The following is a 17,086-nucleotide window of genomic DNA, read 5'->3' as shown; positions in this document are numbered from 1 at the left end:
CCCCGCCTTAAACGACGTGGAACTTTCCCGTTTCGGGGTTGTAATGTTCCAATCCGCCCTCGCCGATATCTGTCCACAACCCATGCAGGCTAAGCGTGCCTTCTTCCACCTTTGACGCAAGCCAAGGGAAGGTCATCAGATTTTCCAAAGAGGTAACCACCGCCTCTTTCTCGAACGCGCGGGTTTGTTCTTCGGTGTCTTGCATATCAGCAACCACCTCGAAGCGCGGGCGCAGAATGTCCATCCAGCGGCCAACAAAACTATCCTTGGCCTCCAGCTCGGGCGCATGACCCTTGCACATGTCGATACAGCCCTTGATGCCGCCACAGTTGGAATGGCCCAGGATCATCAGGTTGCTGACCTTCAACACCCGCACCGCATATTCCACCGCTGCGGATGTGCCGTGGTGATCACCGTCCGGTTCATAAGGCGGCACAAGATTCGCGATGTTACGGTGAATAAAGAACTCACCCTGATCCGCGCCAAAAATTGACGTCACATGAACACGGCTGTCACAGCAGGAAATCACCATGGCACGCGGGTGCTGCCCATCACTGGCAAGCCGTCGATACCAAGTTTTGTTATCGGCATATCCGGTTGCTTTCCAACCGTGATAGCGTTGCACCAGATAGTTAGGTAACGGTTTAACCCGATCCAGCATTCACATCATCCTTGTGTTCGTTCGCAACTGGTTATCCCAAACTTTCTAAAAGTTCGAGAGAAAAGACGTGGCCGCCTCAACCATTTCATCATCACTTGCGGGCAAAACCCCAGCAGCCGTGGGGGCTGAATTAGGGGTGAGTATAGATGCAGGTTCTGCAAATTAGACCGACAGAAAATGTAAGCGTTGATCAGGATCGGCTGGGCGCGCTTTATTCCCAGCTGGGCGCTGCCGGTGCCGAGGATGTCGTCTGCCGCGCGCTGGAAGAGCTGGCGCTGCGCATGTCGCATTGCGAAAAACTCTACCGCGAGGGGCATTGGGAGGAATTGCGCAAGAACACCCGCTCGCTGATCGCCATCGCTGATCAAATCGGCATGCTGGCGCTCAGTGATGTCGCGGGCACTGTCACCGACTGTATTGATCAGGGCAATGGTGTGGGTGTCGCCGCCACCCTGTCCCGGCTGATGCGGGTTGGCGATGGATCGCTATCGGCGGTTTGGGACATTCAGGATATCACCATCTGATGATCCCGCCCTGACCCATTGCGGGGACCTGTAAAAAGCGTAGGTTACGCGAAGCTGATTTCAGATACAGGTCCAACATGCCACTTTCTTTTGCCCCCTCCGGTACGGCCACCATTCCCCTGCATATCCTCGCCGAGGACCAGCTGGAGGCTTGGCTGGATACACAGCCCGATGCCACCCGAAACGCGCTGACATCCCAGGGTTTTACCGGTGCATTGGGGCAGACCGTCAGTCTTGCCGACCCGGATGGTGCGCCCGCGCTGGCTGTTGCGGGCTATGGCACAGCTGCCACGCGCCAGCGTGGCCGGTTTCACCTGGCCGCTGCCGCCCCCAAACTGCCCGAAGGCGACTATCACCTCGTCAGCGATCTGGACGCCGATGCCCTCTCTGCCGAAGCTCTGGGCTGGCTCCTCGCGAGCTACAGGTTCGACCGTTATCGCAAACAATCCCCGCTGCTGGCACGGCTGGTTGCCCCGCAGGGCATCGACGCCCCCCGGATCGAGGCACAGGCCAATGGGGAAGCCCTGGCCCGTGATCTGATCAATACACCTGCCAACGATATGGGGCCGCCCGATCTGGAACAGGCCGCCCGTGATCTGGCAGCGCAACATGGGGCCGACATCACTGTCATCACCGGCGACGACCTGCTGACACAGAATTTTCCACTGATCCATACCGTGGGCCGTGCTGCCGATCGCGCGCCGCGGCTGATCGATCTGCGTTGGGGCGATGCGGGTCCAAAGCTAACGCTGGTAGGTAAAGGGGTCTGTTTCGACACCGGCGGGCTGAACCTAAAACCCGGTGCCTCCATGGCATTGATGAAAAAGGACATGGGCGGGGCCGCTGCCGTTCTGGGGCTGGCCCATATGATCATGGCAACCGGGGCCACGGTTCAACTGCGCGTCCTGATCCCGGCGGTTGAAAACGCAGTTTCGGGCAATGCCTTCCGCCCCGGAGACATCCTGACTTCACGCAAGGGCCTGACGGTGGAAATCAACAATACCGATGCCGAAGGGCGGCTGGTGCTGGCCGACGCACTGGCCCTCGCGGATGAGGACGATCCCGATCAGATCGTCTCGATGGCCACGCTCACCGGGGCCGCCCGTGTGGCCGTAGGCCCCGACCTCGCCCCTTATTTCAGTGACAACCCCGCCTTTGTCACAGCCCTGGAAACGGCTGCTGCGCGGGTTCAGGACCCGGTCTGGCGGATGCCTTTCCATACCCCTTACGAGGCGATGATCGAACCGGGTATTGCCGATCTGGACAATGCGCCGAAAGGCGGATTTGCCGGGTGCATCACCGCCGCCCTGTTCCTGCGCCGCTTTGTGACCGAAAGCCCTTATGCGCATTTTGACATTTACGGCTGGCAACCCACCGATGCTCCCGCCCGTCCGAAAGGCGGCACTGGTCAGGCCACCCGTGCGCTGCTCGCAGCCCTGCCCGCGCTCCTGAAATCATGAGCGATCCGCGCCTGACCCCCGATCCGTCAATCATCACAACGGATCAGCCTGCGCAAATCACCCTGCCGGTGGTGGACCTTTGTCGCTCCCCTTCCGACCCACGCGACCGGCAGTTGCTGTTTGGCGATGCCCTGCGCCTACTCAACTCCTCCGCCGGCTGGTCCTATGTCCAATCGGAAAAAGACGGCTATTGCGGCTATATCCCTGCAGACAGCCACGGCCCCGCTGCCGCCCCGACCCATAAGGTCAGCGCTTCCGCGACCCATGCCTATACAGGCGGCGATTTCAAATCCCCCGACCAGATGCGCCTCAGCCATGGGGCCCGCGTCACCGTCATCGGCCAGGACGGGAAATTCGCGCAGACCGCCGCTGGCTTTATCCCCGCCCAACACCTGATGCCGATAGATCAATTCCGGAACGACCCGGCCACTATCGCCGCCCTCTACCTTGGCACGCCGTACCTCTGGGGCGGTAACAGCCGCGATGGCATCGACTGCTCCGGCCTTGTTCAGGCGGCGCTGCTGGCCTGCGCCATCCCTTGCCCCGGTGACAGCGACATGCAGATGGCCCTCGGACAGGAGGCCACGGCCCCCTATCAACGCAATGACCTGCTGTTCTGGAAAGGCCATGTGGCGCTGGTGACTGACAGCGACACCCTGATCCATGCCAACGCCAGCGCAATGGCCTGTACCTATGAGCCAATCACAAACGCCATTGCCCGCATCGCAACACAGGGCGACGGCCCTGTCACGGCACATCGCAGGCTCTAAACCCTCTTTCCCCTCTTTTTGGCCTTATATACTGTCCGCACCCTCGGCCGGGCACCGTCTTTGGCGTTTTGGAACCCACAGCACAGGGTCGGGACCCTAATCCAAATCCACCGCCCGGATCAGCTTGCGCTCCAACACACGCAGCACAGCACGCAATTCGCTGCCGCGTTTCAGCACCTGCCCGCCGGTCCCGATCACCGCGTAGATGCCCTGTTTGTTACGCAGTTTGGGACGTTTTTCGATACGGTAGAGCGGCACCTCGGCGGTGCGGCGAAACACTGAAAACACCGCCACATCCCGCTGATGGGAAATGCCGTAGTCACGCCATTCACCGGCGGCAACCATACGACCGTAAAGCGACAGGATCACCGACAGTTCGGTCCGGTGAAAGGCCACTTGTTCCAGCGGGCGCTCAAAAGGCGTGGCATTCGGCGGGAGATGCATTGTCATATCTCCACAGTTGCGCCCTTTGCCAAACAGATCAAGAGTAAGCCTTAATCAAATTTGTTGAAAGCGTTACAGGAAAATGCAAGTGTCCCGCTTTATGAAACATGAAAGCCTCCGCAGATGACCCCGCAAGAGCGCGCACGCAAATGTGCCGACCTGATGTTTGCCGCCGATTCCGCGTCTGCTGGGCTGGGCATGACAATCGCATCCGTTGGACCCGGACAGGCGGTGCTGCGGATGAAAGTGCGCGACGATATGTTGAACGGGCATCGCATCTGCCATGGTGGCTTTATCTTTGCACTGGCCGACAGCGCCTTTGCCTTCGCCTGCAACAGCTACAACCAACTGGTTGTCGCCCAGCAAAACCAAATCACCTATGTCGCCCCCGGCCAAGACGGCGAGATGCTGACGGCCAGCGCAACCGAGACCTCCCGCAGCGGGCGCTCTGGCATCTATGACGTCACTGTCACCGGCGAGGACGGACGAACCGTTGCATTATTTCGCGGCCTGTCACGCACAGTAAAAGGCCAACACTTCGACGAGGAAGGACCCTCCGCATGAAAGACCTGACCCCCGCCCGCAACACGTTGGATTCCATCGAAATCGCCAGCCGGGACGAAATTGCAGCCCTGCAACTGAAGCGCATGAAATGGTCTCTGCGCCACGCCTATGACAATGTGCCGTTTTATAAGAAAAGTTTTGATGATGCGGGTGTGCATCCCGACGATCTGAACGATCTGTCCGATCTGGCAAAGTTCCCTTTCACCGTCAAAACCGATCTGCGCGACAACTACCCGTTCAAAATGTTCGCCGTGCCGCGCGAACAGGTCGCCCGCATCCATGCCTCTTCGGGCACCACCGGCCAGCCAACCGTCGTGGGCTATACCCAGACCGATCTGGATAACTGGGGCTCCGTCGTGGCACGCTCCCTGCGGGCTGCCGGTCTGAAAGCCGGCGACATGCTGCACAACGCCTATGGCTATGGTCTGTTTACTGGTGGGTTGGGCATCCATCTGGGGGCGGACGCGCTTGGCCTGTCGACCTATCCCATTTCCGGCGGCATGACCCCGCGCCAGGTGCGGCTGATTGATGATTTCAAACCCAAGGGCATCACTGTCACGCCGTCCTATTCCCTATCCATTTTGGATGAATTCGCCGCCCAAGGGCTGGACCCGCGCGACTGCTCGCTTGAGGTGGGGATCTTCGGAGCGGAGCCCTGGACCAACGCCATGCGTCAGGAGATTGAGCAGGCATTCGACATGCATGCCGTTGATATCTATGGGCTGTCCGAAGTCATGGGGCCGGGCGTTTCTATGGAATGTGTCGAGACCAAAGATGGGCTGCACATCTGGGAAGATCACTTTTTCCCCGAGATCATCAACCCCGAAACAGGTGAACCCGTGGCCGAAGGCGAACAGGGCGAGCTGGTCTTTACCTCGCTTACGAAAGAGGCCTTTCCGATCATCCGCTACCGAACCCGCGACCTGACGCGGCTATTGCCCGGCACCGCACGTTCCATGCGGCGGATGGAAAAGGTGACGGGGCGCAGCGACGACATGATCATCCTGCGCGGCGTCAATGTCTTTCCCACCCAGATCGAAGAGGCTCTGATGGCGACCAAGGGCCTTGCCCCGCATTTCCAGATCGAATTGTCGCGCCCGGGCCGGATGGACCAGATGCAGGTGCTCTGCGAATGTGCTGATGCCAACATGAGTGACAAAGACCGTCAGGCAGCGGTCAAGACCTTATCGGCCCTGATCAAGCAAACTGTCGGGATCAGCGTCAAAATCGAGGTGGCCGATGCGGGCGGCGTCGCCCGATCAGAAGGCAAGGCCGTGCGGATCGTCGACAACCGTCCGAAGGATTAACCGCCATGGATGCCAAGTTGGGTTTATTGGGGCACGAACTGTAACCAGCCTACAGATCCTGCCAGAACCAGAAACCCAACAAACAATCCCAATGCGACAATCCAATGGACAAATGTCTTCATTCGTTTGCCCTCTGTAGGGAACCAGCTAAACTTTCGCAGCCATCCGAGGATGATATCCATGAACATAAGGGAAAAGAGGAAGTGACGGAAAAACAAATAGATAAACAGCCCGGCAAGAATGATGCCAGACAGGTTGCCAGCGGGTGAAATATCCCAGCTTTTGCTGCTCGTTGAACTGAGTATCAAACTTGTCATCCAAGTTGCCCTTTTCGACTGCGGCGATGTACTCCAACGATATCCTACACGAAGAAACCGGCACCGCAAAACTGCTGCGTCGCTTTCCCCGGTCCCGGTTCACAATTCTCTTTTCGCGTCTTGCTGACCTTAGCCGCAATCAATCGCAATGATAGTGTCAGTGTCATCCAGTTTGATGTTCAGCCGTGCGGGGTTGAAATCCAATGTCACCGGGTCGCCCAGACGATAGGTCCGTTTGGGATCTGGCAAGGACAGGTCAACCACCGCATCCTGCCCCACCAGATGCTGATAGGCCGCCGCATTGCAGGTGTCCGGCCCGCTGGCCGGTTGCGTTGTGCCGGCAGGTTTCGACATCGGTGCCCCGGTGCATCCTGCCGCCAAGAGAAGTGCCATCAAAGGGCCTGCGTAAGTAACTTTTTTCATTGGTTCTTTCCTTCTTTCAGGTCCCGTAACGGGCCATGAACATATCAACCGCACCATCAACCACGCGGGTGATCTCTGCCTCGGTCACTGATTTGCTGACACCAAAGATCAGCCTAGGCCAGATGTCAGTCTTGCATAAATCCCCGAACTGATCAGCGGCAAGATCATAGTCGTCAATTTTCAAAACGCCCCGCGCTTCGGCGCTTCTGAAATACTCCGCCATCTCCTGACGCATCATGGCAGGGCCGGAATTGTAAAAACTCTGGCCGATTTCCGGGAACCGGTCGGATTCGGCCACGCAGATACGAAAAATCTGCAATCCGAAGGTCGACGTGATGAACCGCAAGAAATGATGTGCCGCTTGCGTCAGCACCTCGCGCGGTGCGGCGTCCATGTCTATATAATCCATAGCTTCCTGTGCCTGACGGCCACATTCAGCGTTTGCAACTTCCATAAACAACAACCGCTTGTCCGGGAAATAGCTGTAGAGCGTTGCCTTTGAGACAGAGGCCACCCGGGCAATTTCATCCACGCTGGCCCCTTCGAATCCATCCGCCATGAACACAGTTCGCGCGCCTTCAAGCACCTGATCAAACTTGCGGCCTTTGCGGACCTGGGGGGCGTTAGGGGTCATGAATTCTCCGACATGTGAAACACGCAGCGTATAAACCGTTTCGTTCAGTTCCAAGCCTTAATCCTGCGTCAGCCCCTTGTAGCAGCGAAAATTTAACTTTAGAATGATTCTAAACAAGGGGACTCCCGATGCGTTTTGCCTTTAATAGAAAACGGTTTTCTGACCTGAGCGAACAAGAGGTCCTCGCCCTTGCGATCTCCTCCGAAGAAGATGACGCGCGTATTTATCGCGGCTATGCCGAAACTCTGCGGGCCGAGTTTCCCAGCTCTGCAGCGGTATTTGACGGCATGGCTGCCGAAGAGGACATTCACCGTCAACGGCTGATCGACCTGCATATAAAGCGCTTTGGCGAGGTGATACCCCTGATCCGGCGTGAACATGTCTCGGGGTACTACGCCCGCCGCCCGGTCTGGCTGATCGAAAACCTTGGGCTGGAACGTATCCGAACCGAGGCCACCGCCATGGAGCGCGACGCAGAACGGTTTTATCTGGCAGCCGCCGCAAGCACCAAAGACGCAGAAACGCGCAAGCTGCTGGGCGATCTGGCCGCCGCAGAAGCTGGCCATCAGAACACGGCAACCGACCTTTCCGCCCGACATCTGGACGCCGATAGCATCGTCGCCGAGGATGATCAGGAACGACGGCAGTTTCTGCTGACGTGGGTTCAGCCGGGGTTGGCCGGGTTGATGGACGGCTCTGTCTCTACCCTTGCGCCGATCTTTGCTACCGCATTTGCAACACAGGACACATGGACAACCTTCCTTGTCGGGCTGGCCGCCTCCGTGGGTGCCGGCATTTCGATGGGGTTTACTGAAGCCGCCTCTGATGACGGGTCCCTGTCGGGGCGTGGCTCTCCCTGGAAACGCGGCTTTGCCTCCGGCATCATGACCACCTTGGGGGGTTTGGGCCATGCGCTGCCCTATCTGATCCCGGATTTCTGGACCGCCACAACTGTGGCCTTTGTCGTGGTCTTTATCGAACTCTGGGCAATTGCCTGGATTCAGAACAAATACATGGAGACCCCGTTTTTCCGCGCCGCCTTGCAGGTTGTTCTGGGGGGTGCCCTTGTCTTTGCCACCGGGGTGCTGATCGGCTCGGGATAGGCTTGCAAGGGTGCGGATTGCTGGCTACTGCTAACCCATGCTCGCGATCTTTCTGAAAACCCTGCCGTTCTTTGCCTTGATCGGGTTGGGGTTTTGGGCTGGCCGAACGCGGTTCTTCAGCGCCGAGGCCACGGCGTATCTCACCAAATTCGTGTTCTATTTCGCTCTCTCCGCCATGCTGTTCCGGTTCTCGGCAAACCTGTCCCTGGCCGAGCTTTGGGACACACGCCTGTTTGCCGCCTATCTTTGGGGAACGGCCTTTGTTTATGGCATCGCCACCATCGCGGGGTTCCTGCGCGGTCTCGACATTCCCACCACCGCCATCGAGGCGCAATGTGCGGTGATCGGCAACACCGGATTTCTGGGTGTGCCGATGTTGACCTTACTATTGGGTCCAGAAGCAATTGGCCCCGTCTTATTGGCCTTGGCCATTGATCTGATTGTATTTTCCAGCCTCATTGTGATCCTGATCACCGGCTCACGGGACGGGCAGGTCAGCCTGCGCATGCTGCGCAACATCGCCTTGGGACTGGTGAAAAACCCGATGATCGTCGCGATCTCCCTTGGGTTTCTCTGGTCCGGACTGCAGATCCCGATCCCGGATCCGATGAACGATTTCCTTGCGATCCTTGGCGGGGCCGCCACTCCCGGCGCGCTGTTTGCCATCGGGGCCTCGCTGGCCCTCACCGCCCCTGACAAACTGCCTGTTGCCGGTTGGCTGACCTTTTGCAAACTGGTGCTGCACCCGCTGTTTGTCGGTTTTGCCGCCCTGTTCCTGTTTGGCGTTGATCCTTTCAAAGCGGGCGTCATCATCGCCGTGGCGGCCCTTCCCGTTGCCGGCAATGTCTATATGCTGGCCCAGCACTATGGTGTGGCACCGGTGCGGGTTTCAACCGCCATCCTTGTCTCGACCGCCATCAGTATTCTGACCGTCAGCCTTGTTATCGGCTGGATCACCACCGCCTGAACCGCATTTCCGCAAAGGACCATCCGATGAAAACCATATCCGAAAATGCCAGCTTTGGCGGCACTCAAGGCGTCTATTCCCATGCCTCGACCACCTGCAATTGCGAGATGACATTTGGTCTGTTCCTGCCCGCCGAAGCCCGCGATGGTCCGGTGCCGGTGTTGTGGTATCTCTCCGGCCTGACTTGCACCCATGAGAATGCGATGAACAAAGCTGGCGCACAGGCCTGGGCGGCGGAACATGGCATCGCGGTGGTCTTCCCCGACACCTCGCCGCGCGGTGAGGATGTGGCCGATGACGAGGCCTACGATCTGGGCAAGGGCGCGGGATTCTATGTAAACGCTACCCAAGACCCGTGGAAGCGGCACTTCCAGATGTGGGATTACATTGCCGAAGAGCTTCCCGGTTTTCTGGGTGAAAATTTCGCATTGGATATGGATCGCCAAGGCATTACCGGCCACTCCATGGGCGGGCATGGTGCCTTGACGCTGGCGATGAACCTGCCCGGACGGTTCCTGTCGGTTTCCGCCTTTGCGCCCATCGCCAACCCCACGGGCAGCGATTGGGGCCGCAAACAGCTGACCGCATATCTTGGCGAGGATGACGCCAAATGGGCCAAACATGACGCCAGCCTGTTGATGGCCGATGTCGGCTTTGACGGGCCTGTCCTGATTGATCAAGGGGCCGCTGACCAATTCCTTGACTTGCTAAAGCCCGAGGCATTGGCCGCCGCCCTCGCAACGAAACGCCAGAACGGCACCTTCCGTATGCAACCGGGATATGACCACAGCTATTTCTTTGTCTCCACCTTCATGGAAGACCACGTCGCCTTCCACGCTGAAGCGCTTTATGGGGGCTGAACCATGACTGCGCTCTACATCGACGCGGATGCCTGTCCGGTCAAAGCCGAAGCCGAACGTGTCGCCACCCGCCACAGGATCCGCATGTTTGTGGTGTCAAACGGCGGGCTGCGGCCCTCACAGAACCCCTTTGTGGAAACCGTGATTGTGCCTGATGGCCCTGATGTGGCGGACATGTGGATCGCCGAACGCTGTGGCACCGGCGATGTGGTGGTGACCGGCGACATTCCACTGGCGGCAAAATGTGTAGAGGCGGGTGCCAAGGTACTGAAGCACAATGGCGAGGCGCTGACGGCGGCGAATATCGGCAACGTGCTGGCAACCCGTGACCTGATGACGGACCTGCGGGCCGCTGACCCATTTCGCCAAGGCGGCGGCAAAAGTTTCACCAAGGCGGACCGCTCGCGGTTTCTGGATGCGCTGGAGCGTGAATTGCGCGCAGCAGCGCGATTGTGATCGTCTTCTTTATAAGAAAACAGCCGGAAACTTTGAAAATTTCCGCACCGATACGGAGATGACAAAATGACACCCCAAGCCGTGGTATTCGACATTGGCAACGTCCTTATCGAATGGCAACCGGAGCGCTTCTTCGACGGTATCATCGGCGCGGACCGTCGCCGTGCCATGTTCGCCGCCGTCGACCTTCATGCCATGAACGACCGTGTGGACAGCGGTGAAACCTTCCGCAATGTCATCACCGAAACCGCGCAGGCCACGCCGGAATGGCGCGATGAAATCATGCTCTGGCATGACCGATGGCTTGATATGGCATCGCCTGCGATTGACCATTCCGTCCGCCTGATGGCCGCGCTGCAATCACGCGGTGTGCCGGTGTTTTCCCTGACCAACTTTGGCATCCAGACCTATGATCTTGCCGCCACCCGCTATCCGTTCCTGCGTCAGTTCGACCGCGATTTTATCTCTGGCCATCTGGGCATCATCAAACCAAATCCCACCATCTATGCCACAGTTGAACAGACCAGCGGCATCCCCCCGCAAGCCCTGCTGTTCACCGATGATCGCGCCGAAAACATCACCGCTGCGGCCAAACGTGGCTGGCAAACCCATCATTTCACAGACCCGCAAGGCTGGGCCGACAGGCTGGTTACAGCGGGCCTGCTCACCAAGGACGACGCACAATGAGCATTCCCATGATCCCCTTCACCGAAGGCGAGGCCGTTCTGGACTGGATCGGCCTGACCGATGCACTTGCCAATGGCCACACCCTGCCGAAGGCAGAAATTGGCGATACGTTCCTTTACCGGGGCAAGGATACCCTGCTCAGCCGTGCCGCCTGGATTGACGGGTTGGGCATGGCCGTCAAAACCGCCACTGTCTTTCCCGATAATCCGGCCAAGGATGTGCCGATGATCAACGGCGGGTTGAACCTTTATGCCGACGGCGACGGCACGCTTGAGGCCATTGTCGATTTCCACCTTGTGACCAAATGGAAAACCGCTGGCGACAGCCTGCTTGCCGCCCGCCGCCTTGCCCGCCCTGACAGCCGCGAGATACTGATCGTGGGTGCGGGCAATCAGGGCCGCGCCCTGCATGCCGCCTATTCCGCGGCCTTTCCGCAGGCCCGATTCACCCTGTGGAACCGCAGCCGCGCCAATGCCGAAACGATGGCCAGCGAATTGCCCGGCATCACCATCGCGGAAGATCTCGAAACCGCCGTGACACAGGCCGACATCATCACCAGCGCCACAATGTCCACAGATCCGCTGATCAAAGGTGCATGGCTGCGCCCCGGTCAGCATGTGGATCTGATCGGTGCCTACCGCCCCGACATGCGCGAAGTGGATGACGCGGCACTGTTACGCGCCCGCGTATTTGTCGACAGTTTCGACACCACCATCGGCCATATCGGCGAAATCAACATCCCGCTGGAGGCCGGTGTCATCACGCGCGACAATCTGATTGCCGATTACTACAGCTTGGATGCTTTCAAACGCCAAAGTGATGACGAAATCACCCTGTTCAAGAACGGCGGCGGGGCGCATCTTGATCTGATGACATCGCGCTACATTCTGGACCGCTGGAACGCGCGGTGGTGATCCAGCAGGTCAGGCCGTCTGCAGACCCTCAAGGCGGCGTTCACGCACAGGCAAATGCACCACCGCGCTGAACGCCCCGATGCCGACACCAATCCACCAGACCGCCGTATAGCTACCGAAAGCGTCATACATCCGACCGCCCAGCCAGACGCCCAGAAAGCTGCCCATCTGGTGGCTGAAAAAGATGATGCCATAAAGCGTGCCCATATAACGCAACCCGTAAATATGCGCGATCAACCCAGAGGTCAGCGGCACCGTCGCCAGCCATAGCGAGCCCATGGCGACAGAGAATACAATCACCGTCACCGGCGTCATTGGCAGCAGGATAAACAGCCCCGCAACAACCGTGCGCGCCGCATAGATCCCCGCCAGCAGATACTTCTTCGAATACCGCTTGCCAGCCCAGCCCGCCGCCAGCGTTCCCGCGATATTCGCCAGCCCGATCAGGGATATCGCAACCGCACCAAGGGCCGATGTAGTAGTGATGCCAATGTTATGCAGCACCCCACCGGCAAGGATAGGGCCGCACATCTCGGTCACAAATGCCGGAAAATGCGCGGTGATGAACGCCAGCTGATAGCCGCAGGAAAAGAACCCCAGAAAGATCAGCGTATAAGACGGATCCTTGAAGGCTTTGGTCAAGATCTGGCCAAGGCTCTCTTCCAGTTCGGCCTTGCTGGCCATTGCCGGTGCCCGCATCAGCGGCAAGGTCAGGATCAACGACAGAATCACAGCGGCGAAGACAAGGAAGGTGTTTTGCCATGACAGAAATGTCAGCAGCCATTCCGCCACAGGGGCGCCGAATACCTGCCCGGCACTGCCCGCCGCCGTCACAATCGCCAGCGTCATCGAACGGTTCTCATCACTCGCCGCGCGGCCCACAACCGCCAAAATAACGCCAAACCCCGTGCCCGCGATGCCAAAACCCACCAGCCACGCATAGGCCTGATGTTCAATCGGCGTGGTCGAATTGGCCGATAGCACCAGCCCCACGGCATAGACAACCGCCCCGATGATGATCGCCCGCTTGTCTCCGATCTTTTCTGCCATCGCCCCGAAAATCGGCTGGCCAATCCCCCAAGCCAAATTCTGAATCGCAATCGCCAGCGAAAACTCGGCACGCAGCCAGTTGAATTCCTCGGCAATGGGGATCTGAAAAACACCAAAAGAGGCGCGCACCGCAAAGCTGACCATGATGATGATGCAGCTGACAATCAGAACGGGGGTAAACATTGGGGTGCGCTGCGGCATGGTCACTTCCTTGGGTTGGTCGCGCCACGTTAGACAAATGCCGTCTGCGGTCAAATCAACCCTTGTGATGGCAGGACCACCCATCGTGATGAGAACCGCTTTCCAAGCCGTTCAGATTTGCGCTATGGGGGGTGAATGACCAGCTTGCGCGAGACCTATGACAGCTTGATCGCCGCCGGCACGCTTCACGCCGACCCGGCGCAAGAGGCCGTGCTGCCCGAGTTTGATCGCATCCGCGATGCCCTGCTTGTCCCGGCGAAAAAGGGGCTGTTCCGCAAGGCCCCCGAGCCGCCGCAAGGCTTGTATCTCTGGGGTGGTGTAGGGCGCGGGAAATCCATGTTGATGGATATGTTTGTGGATCATCTGGAGGGTATCCCGGCGCGGCGGGTGCATTTCCATGCTTTCATGCAGGAAATCCACAGCGCCATGCATGAGGTGCGCAAAACCGGTGTGGACGATGCGATTGCCCCCGTTGCCGCAGATGTGGCCGCCTCTGTGCGCCTGTTGGCCTTTGATGAAATGCAGATCACCGACATCACCGATGCGATGATTGTGGGCCGGTTGTTTCAGGCCCTGTTCGCCGCCGGTGTGGTAGTGGTGACGACGTCAAACCGCCTGCCGGATGAGCTCTATAAGAATGGATTGAACCGCGATCTGTTTGTGCCCTTCATCGAATTGATCAAAGAGAAAATGGTCGTGCATGAACTGGCCAGCCCAAAGGACTACCGGCAGGACCGTCTGGCAGGCACGCAGGTCTATTTTTCCCCGGTGAACGCCGAGGCGCGCAGCGCGATGGATGCTGTCTGGAACGACCTCGCTGGCACGGAGGGGGCGCCACTGGTGCTGCGTGTCAAAGGACGCGATGTGGAAATTCCACATTATCACAATGGCATGGGCCGTGCGCGGTTTCACGATCTCTGCGGCACCGCTTTGGGGCCTGCGGATTATCTGGCGCTGGCTGATGCGGTGCGGGTGCTGCTGCTGGATGACATTCCCACCCTGGGACGCAGCAATTTCAACGAGGCCAAACGGTTCGTAACGCTGATTGATGCGCTTTATGAGGCAAAGGTGCGGCTGATCTGCTCTGCTGCGGCGCAGCCGGAAATGCTGTATCTTGAGGGCGAAGGCACCTTTGAATTTGAACGCACCGCCTCACGGCTGCGTGAAATGCAGGCCGAAGGCTGGGGCGATTAAGGCCAAAGGGCGAGAGCGGTCAACTTCCGATCAACGGAGTACTCTCGCGGGTCACCTCATCTTGCGGATGATACGGCGCGTTACCCATATATAACGTCCAGATCCCGCCAACGATAATCGCCATGCCGATCAGCACAAAAACGATCTGCGACACAGCGCGGCCATCGGCCGTTTCCGACGGTTCTCGGGCAAACTTTTCCTGTTGGTCCATCTTGCTCTTCCTCATGGATCATCAGCTGTCACACCGTGTTGGTGCGCCTGAAATTGCAAGAATCCTAACCGAAACCAGCCGTTTTGTGCAAAGAAACTGCGTAAAATTATCCGTTCTGACGCAAAACGGCACCAGCCAGATAAAGTGATCCACAAATCAATACCTTCGCCTGTGGATCAGAGGCCAGAATGTCCCGTAGGGCCGCCTCAACTGTCTCCGCTTCAAAGGCTTCGATCCCGACAGCACCTGCCGCAGCGGCAGTTTCCTTGGCCGATAATGTCGCCGCTTCACCCGGAATCGACACCGCATGCAGGCTTTGCACATGCGGCGCCAGCGGGCGCATGTAACCGGTGACATCCTTGGTATTCAACATACCGCAGATCAGATGTGTGGCACGGGCGGCCCCCTGCGCAAGAACCGCCGCAAGCGCATGACCCGCCGCCGCGTTATGCCCGCCATCCAGCCAAAGCTCCGCCGTGCCTGCAATCTCGACCAGGGGTCCGGTTTTCAACCGTTGCATCCGCGCGGGCCAATAGGCTTGCGTCACCGCCGCTTCGCAGGCTTCCGCATCTACGTCAAAGTGGCGCAGGGCCGCCAATGCAGCACCGGCATTTTGCACCTGATGCGCGCCCAGCAGATTGGGCATCGGCAGGTCCAGCAGGCCGCGTTCATCCTGATACACCATGCGTCCCGCTTCGATGCCCACATGCCACTGTTGCCCATAGGCCAGCAGCGGCGCACCCTTACGCGCGGCGGTGGCTTCGATCACTTCCAGCCCGGCCTCGTCCTGCGGGCCCACCACACAGGGCACCCCGCGTTTGATGATACCTGCCTTTTCACCCGCAATCTCTGCCAGCGTTTCGCCCAGATATTGCTGATGGTCCAGTGACACAGGCGTGATCACGCTCAGCGCCACCTTGTCGGTCACATTGGTCGCATCCAACCGCCCACCCAGCCCGACCTCAAGCAGGGTGAAATCAGCCGGGGTGCGGGCAAAGGCCAGCAGGGCCGCGGCGGTGGTGATCTCGAAATAGGTGATCATCTTGTCGTCATTGGCGACGTAACATTCATCCAGAAATGCCGTCAGCGCCTCTTCGTCAATCAGATCGCCGGCCAGCCTGATCCTTTCGTGAAACCGTGCCAGATGTGGCGAGGTATAGGCATGCACCGACTTGCCTGCCGCCTCCAGCCCGGCGCGGATCATCGCCTGCGTCGACCCCTTGCCATTGGTCCCAGCCAGATGAATGACCGGCGGCAACTTCTCCTGCGGATTGTCCAGAGCTTCAAGCAGGCGAAACATGCGATCCAGGGTCAAATCCATGACCTTGGGATGCAGGGCCATCATCCGCTCAAGGATGACATCCGATGTTTGCTGCGTCATTTCTTCTGGGCACTTTCGGCCGCTTCGCCATCGGATAGGGCATGATCCAACTCGCCCCCCTCCTGCGGCGCGGGCAGATCACCGCGCACGGCAGGTGGCAGACCCAGCAACATGCGGGTGATGTTGATCAATTCATCCCGCAATGCGTTGCGCGGTGTCACCCGATCCAACATCCCGTGATCCAGCAGATATTCCGCCCGCTGGAACCCATCAGGCAGTTTCTCGCGAATCGTCTGTTCAATCACCCGTGGCCCGGCAAAACAGATCAACGCATTGGGCTCCGCGATATGCACATCCCCCAGCATCGCGTAACTTGCCGTCACACCACCGGTGGTCGGATGGGTCAGCACCACGATATAAGGCAGATTCGCCTCTTTCAGCATTTGCACAGCTACAGTTGTTCGCGGCATTTGCATCAGCGACAGGATGCCTTCCTGCATGCGGGCACCACCCGCAGCGGAGAACAGGATCAACGGCCGCTTCAGTTTTACCGCCTCTTCAGCTGCGGCAATGATCGCATTGCCAACATACATGCCCATCGATCCCGCCATAAAAGAGAAATCCTGACAGGCCGCAACAATCGGCGTGCGCCCCATGTCACCGGTCGCAACCAGCATCGCTTCGGATTCGCCGGTGGCCTTCTGCGCCGCTTTCAGGCGGTCGGGATATTTCTTCTGGTCGCGAAAATGCAAGGGATCCGGGGTGGGTGCCGGCACCGGAACCTCGACAAAGACACCGCCGTCAAACAAAGACGTAAATCGCTCACGCGCACCAATCGGCATGTGATGCCCACAGTTGGTACAAACGTTCAGGTTGTCCGAAACCTCGCGGTGAAACAGCATGGTGCCGCATTCATCACATTTCGTCCACAGGTTGTCGGGAGTCTCCCGGCGCGAAAAGATCGAGTTGATCCGTGGGCGGACATAGTTGTTGATCCAGTTCATGCGGCGGTCCCTGA

The 17,086-nt window shown here is 58.7% G+C and carries 21 protein-coding genes; 12 read left to right on the top strand and 9 right to left on the bottom strand.

Translation table 11 applies throughout. From position 1 onward, the window contains the following. Positions 1–7: 7 nt before the first annotated feature. Entirely contained in the window at positions 8–658 is a 651-nt protein-coding gene (locus tag QQL78_RS16990; RefSeq protein ID WP_284375632.1) for a carbonic anhydrase, read from the bottom strand. Positions 659–807: 149 nt separating this feature from the next. Between QQL78_RS16990 and QQL78_RS16985 the strand changes: the two genes are divergently transcribed. The 3 genes from QQL78_RS16985 to QQL78_RS16975 all read left to right on the top strand — a co-directional run bounded on the left by QQL78_RS16985 (position 808) and on the right by QQL78_RS16975 (position 3,415). After that, entirely contained in the window at positions 808–1,185 is a 378-nt protein-coding gene (locus tag QQL78_RS16985) for a hypothetical protein (RefSeq protein ID WP_284375111.1), read from the top strand. A gap of 77 nt (positions 1,186–1,262) precedes the next feature. Further along, positions 1,263–2,645, top strand: coding sequence for a leucyl aminopeptidase family protein (locus QQL78_RS16980; RefSeq protein ID WP_284375109.1), 1,383 nt, complete (start codon positions 1,263–1,265; stop codon positions 2,643–2,645). Beyond that, positions 2,642–3,415 (top strand): C40 family peptidase, encoded by a 774-nt coding sequence (locus QQL78_RS16975; RefSeq protein ID WP_284375107.1) that lies wholly within the window; start codon positions 2,642–2,644, stop codon positions 3,413–3,415. Before QQL78_RS16980 ends, QQL78_RS16975 begins: the two co-directional genes overlap by 4 nt. A gap of 96 nt (positions 3,416–3,511) precedes the next feature. Here QQL78_RS16975 and QQL78_RS16970 read toward each other — a convergent pair whose 3' ends face one another. After that, the gene (locus QQL78_RS16970; RefSeq protein ID WP_284375105.1) at positions 3,512–3,865 is read right to left on the bottom strand and encodes a DUF2794 domain-containing protein; all 354 of its coding nucleotides are present in this window, start codon (positions 3,863–3,865) and stop codon (positions 3,512–3,514) included. A 117-nt stretch (positions 3,866–3,982) separates the two neighbouring features. Between QQL78_RS16970 and paaI the strand changes: the two genes are divergently transcribed. Together paaI and paaK are read left to right on the top strand one after the other, a co-directional pair. Then, positions 3,983–4,423 (top strand): hydroxyphenylacetyl-CoA thioesterase PaaI, encoded by a 441-nt coding sequence (gene paaI / locus QQL78_RS16965; protein WP_284375102.1) that lies wholly within the window; start codon positions 3,983–3,985, stop codon positions 4,421–4,423. Next, positions 4,420–5,730, top strand: coding sequence for a phenylacetate--CoA ligase PaaK (paaK, locus tag QQL78_RS16960; RefSeq protein WP_284375100.1), 1,311 nt, complete (start codon positions 4,420–4,422; stop codon positions 5,728–5,730). The genes paaI and paaK overlap by 4 nt, the downstream gene beginning before the upstream one ends. 23 nt (positions 5,731–5,753) lie before the next feature. Here the strand turns inward: paaK and QQL78_RS16955 are convergent, their stop codons facing one another. The 3 genes from QQL78_RS16955 to QQL78_RS16945 all read right to left on the bottom strand — a co-directional run bounded on the left by QQL78_RS16955 (position 5,754) and on the right by QQL78_RS16945 (position 7,104). Further along, positions 5,754–6,047 carry a hypothetical protein gene (locus QQL78_RS16955; protein ID WP_284375098.1) on the bottom strand — a complete coding sequence of 98 codons (294 nt, stop codon included), beginning with the start codon at positions 6,045–6,047 and terminating at the stop codon, positions 5,754–5,756. 129 nt (positions 6,048–6,176) lie between these two features. Then, entirely contained in the window at positions 6,177–6,470 is a 294-nt protein-coding gene (locus QQL78_RS16950) for an I78 family peptidase inhibitor (RefSeq protein ID WP_284375096.1), read from the bottom strand. A 16-nt stretch (positions 6,471–6,486) separates the two neighbouring features. Continuing rightward, a complete protein-coding gene (locus QQL78_RS16945) occupies positions 6,487–7,104 on the bottom strand; it encodes a TetR/AcrR family transcriptional regulator (RefSeq protein WP_284375631.1) in 618 nt (205 codons plus the stop codon). Between the two features lie 128 nt (positions 7,105–7,232). Here QQL78_RS16945 and mbfA point away from each other — a divergent pair, with 128 nt between their 5' ends. The 6 genes from mbfA (at position 7,233) to QQL78_RS16915 (ending at position 12,091) form a co-directional block, all read left to right on the top strand. Beyond that, the gene (gene mbfA, locus QQL78_RS16940; RefSeq protein WP_284375094.1) at positions 7,233–8,207 is read left to right on the top strand and encodes an iron exporter MbfA; all 975 of its coding nucleotides are present in this window, start codon (positions 7,233–7,235) and stop codon (positions 8,205–8,207) included. A gap of 37 nt (positions 8,208–8,244) precedes the next feature. After that, positions 8,245–9,174 carry an AEC family transporter gene (locus tag QQL78_RS16935; protein WP_284375092.1) on the top strand — a complete coding sequence of 310 codons (930 nt, stop codon included), beginning with the start codon at positions 8,245–8,247 and terminating at the stop codon, positions 9,172–9,174. Positions 9,175–9,200: 26 nt separating this feature from the next. Then, positions 9,201–10,034 (top strand): S-formylglutathione hydrolase, encoded by an 834-nt coding sequence (gene fghA, locus QQL78_RS16930; RefSeq protein WP_284375090.1) that lies wholly within the window; start codon positions 9,201–9,203, stop codon positions 10,032–10,034. Positions 10,035–10,037: 3 nt separating this feature from the next. Beyond that, complete coding sequence (locus QQL78_RS16925; protein ID WP_284375088.1) at positions 10,038–10,490, top strand: YaiI/YqxD family protein; 453 nt, start codon at positions 10,038–10,040, stop codon at positions 10,488–10,490. Between the two features lie 66 nt (positions 10,491–10,556). Next, positions 10,557–11,177: an HAD family hydrolase gene (locus tag QQL78_RS16920; protein WP_284375086.1), complete on the top strand. Its 621-nt coding sequence runs from the start codon at positions 10,557–10,559 to the stop codon at positions 11,175–11,177. After that, positions 11,174–12,091 (top strand): ornithine cyclodeaminase family protein, encoded by a 918-nt coding sequence (locus QQL78_RS16915; protein ID WP_284375085.1) that lies wholly within the window; start codon positions 11,174–11,176, stop codon positions 12,089–12,091. The genes QQL78_RS16920 and QQL78_RS16915 overlap by 4 nt, the downstream gene beginning before the upstream one ends. 9 nt (positions 12,092–12,100) lie before the next feature. Here QQL78_RS16915 and QQL78_RS16910 read toward each other — a convergent pair whose 3' ends face one another. After that, a complete protein-coding gene (locus QQL78_RS16910; RefSeq protein WP_284375084.1) occupies positions 12,101–13,342 on the bottom strand; it encodes an MFS transporter in 1,242 nt (413 codons plus the stop codon). A 135-nt stretch (positions 13,343–13,477) separates the two neighbouring features. On the opposite strand from QQL78_RS16910, the gene zapE reads away from it, so the two are divergent. After that, positions 13,478–14,536: a cell division protein ZapE gene (gene zapE, locus QQL78_RS16905; protein WP_284375083.1), complete on the top strand. Its 1,059-nt coding sequence runs from the start codon at positions 13,478–13,480 to the stop codon at positions 14,534–14,536. Positions 14,537–14,555: 19 nt separating this feature from the next. Here zapE and QQL78_RS16900 read toward each other — a convergent pair whose 3' ends face one another. From QQL78_RS16900 to accD, 3 genes are all read right to left on the bottom strand, one after another. After that, the gene (locus QQL78_RS16900) at positions 14,556–14,747 is read right to left on the bottom strand and encodes a hypothetical protein (protein WP_284375082.1); all 192 of its coding nucleotides are present in this window, start codon (positions 14,745–14,747) and stop codon (positions 14,556–14,558) included. A gap of 106 nt (positions 14,748–14,853) precedes the next feature. Beyond that, positions 14,854–16,128 carry a bifunctional folylpolyglutamate synthase/dihydrofolate synthase gene (locus QQL78_RS16895; protein ID WP_284375081.1) on the bottom strand — a complete coding sequence of 425 codons (1,275 nt, stop codon included), beginning with the start codon at positions 16,126–16,128 and terminating at the stop codon, positions 14,854–14,856. After that, positions 16,125–17,072: an acetyl-CoA carboxylase, carboxyltransferase subunit beta gene (gene accD, locus QQL78_RS16890; protein WP_284375079.1), complete on the bottom strand. Its 948-nt coding sequence runs from the start codon at positions 17,070–17,072 to the stop codon at positions 16,125–16,127. The genes QQL78_RS16895 and accD overlap by 4 nt, the downstream gene beginning before the upstream one ends. Positions 17,073–17,086 lie beyond the last annotated feature (14 nt).

It is taken from the genome of Sulfitobacter pacificus, assembly GCF_030159975.1.
Classification (GTDB): domain Bacteria; phylum Pseudomonadota; class Alphaproteobacteria; order Rhodobacterales; family Rhodobacteraceae; genus Sulfitobacter; species Sulfitobacter pacificus.
Note: the sequence above shows the minus strand (reverse complement) of the source record. Positions and strands in the feature narration are given on the sequence as shown.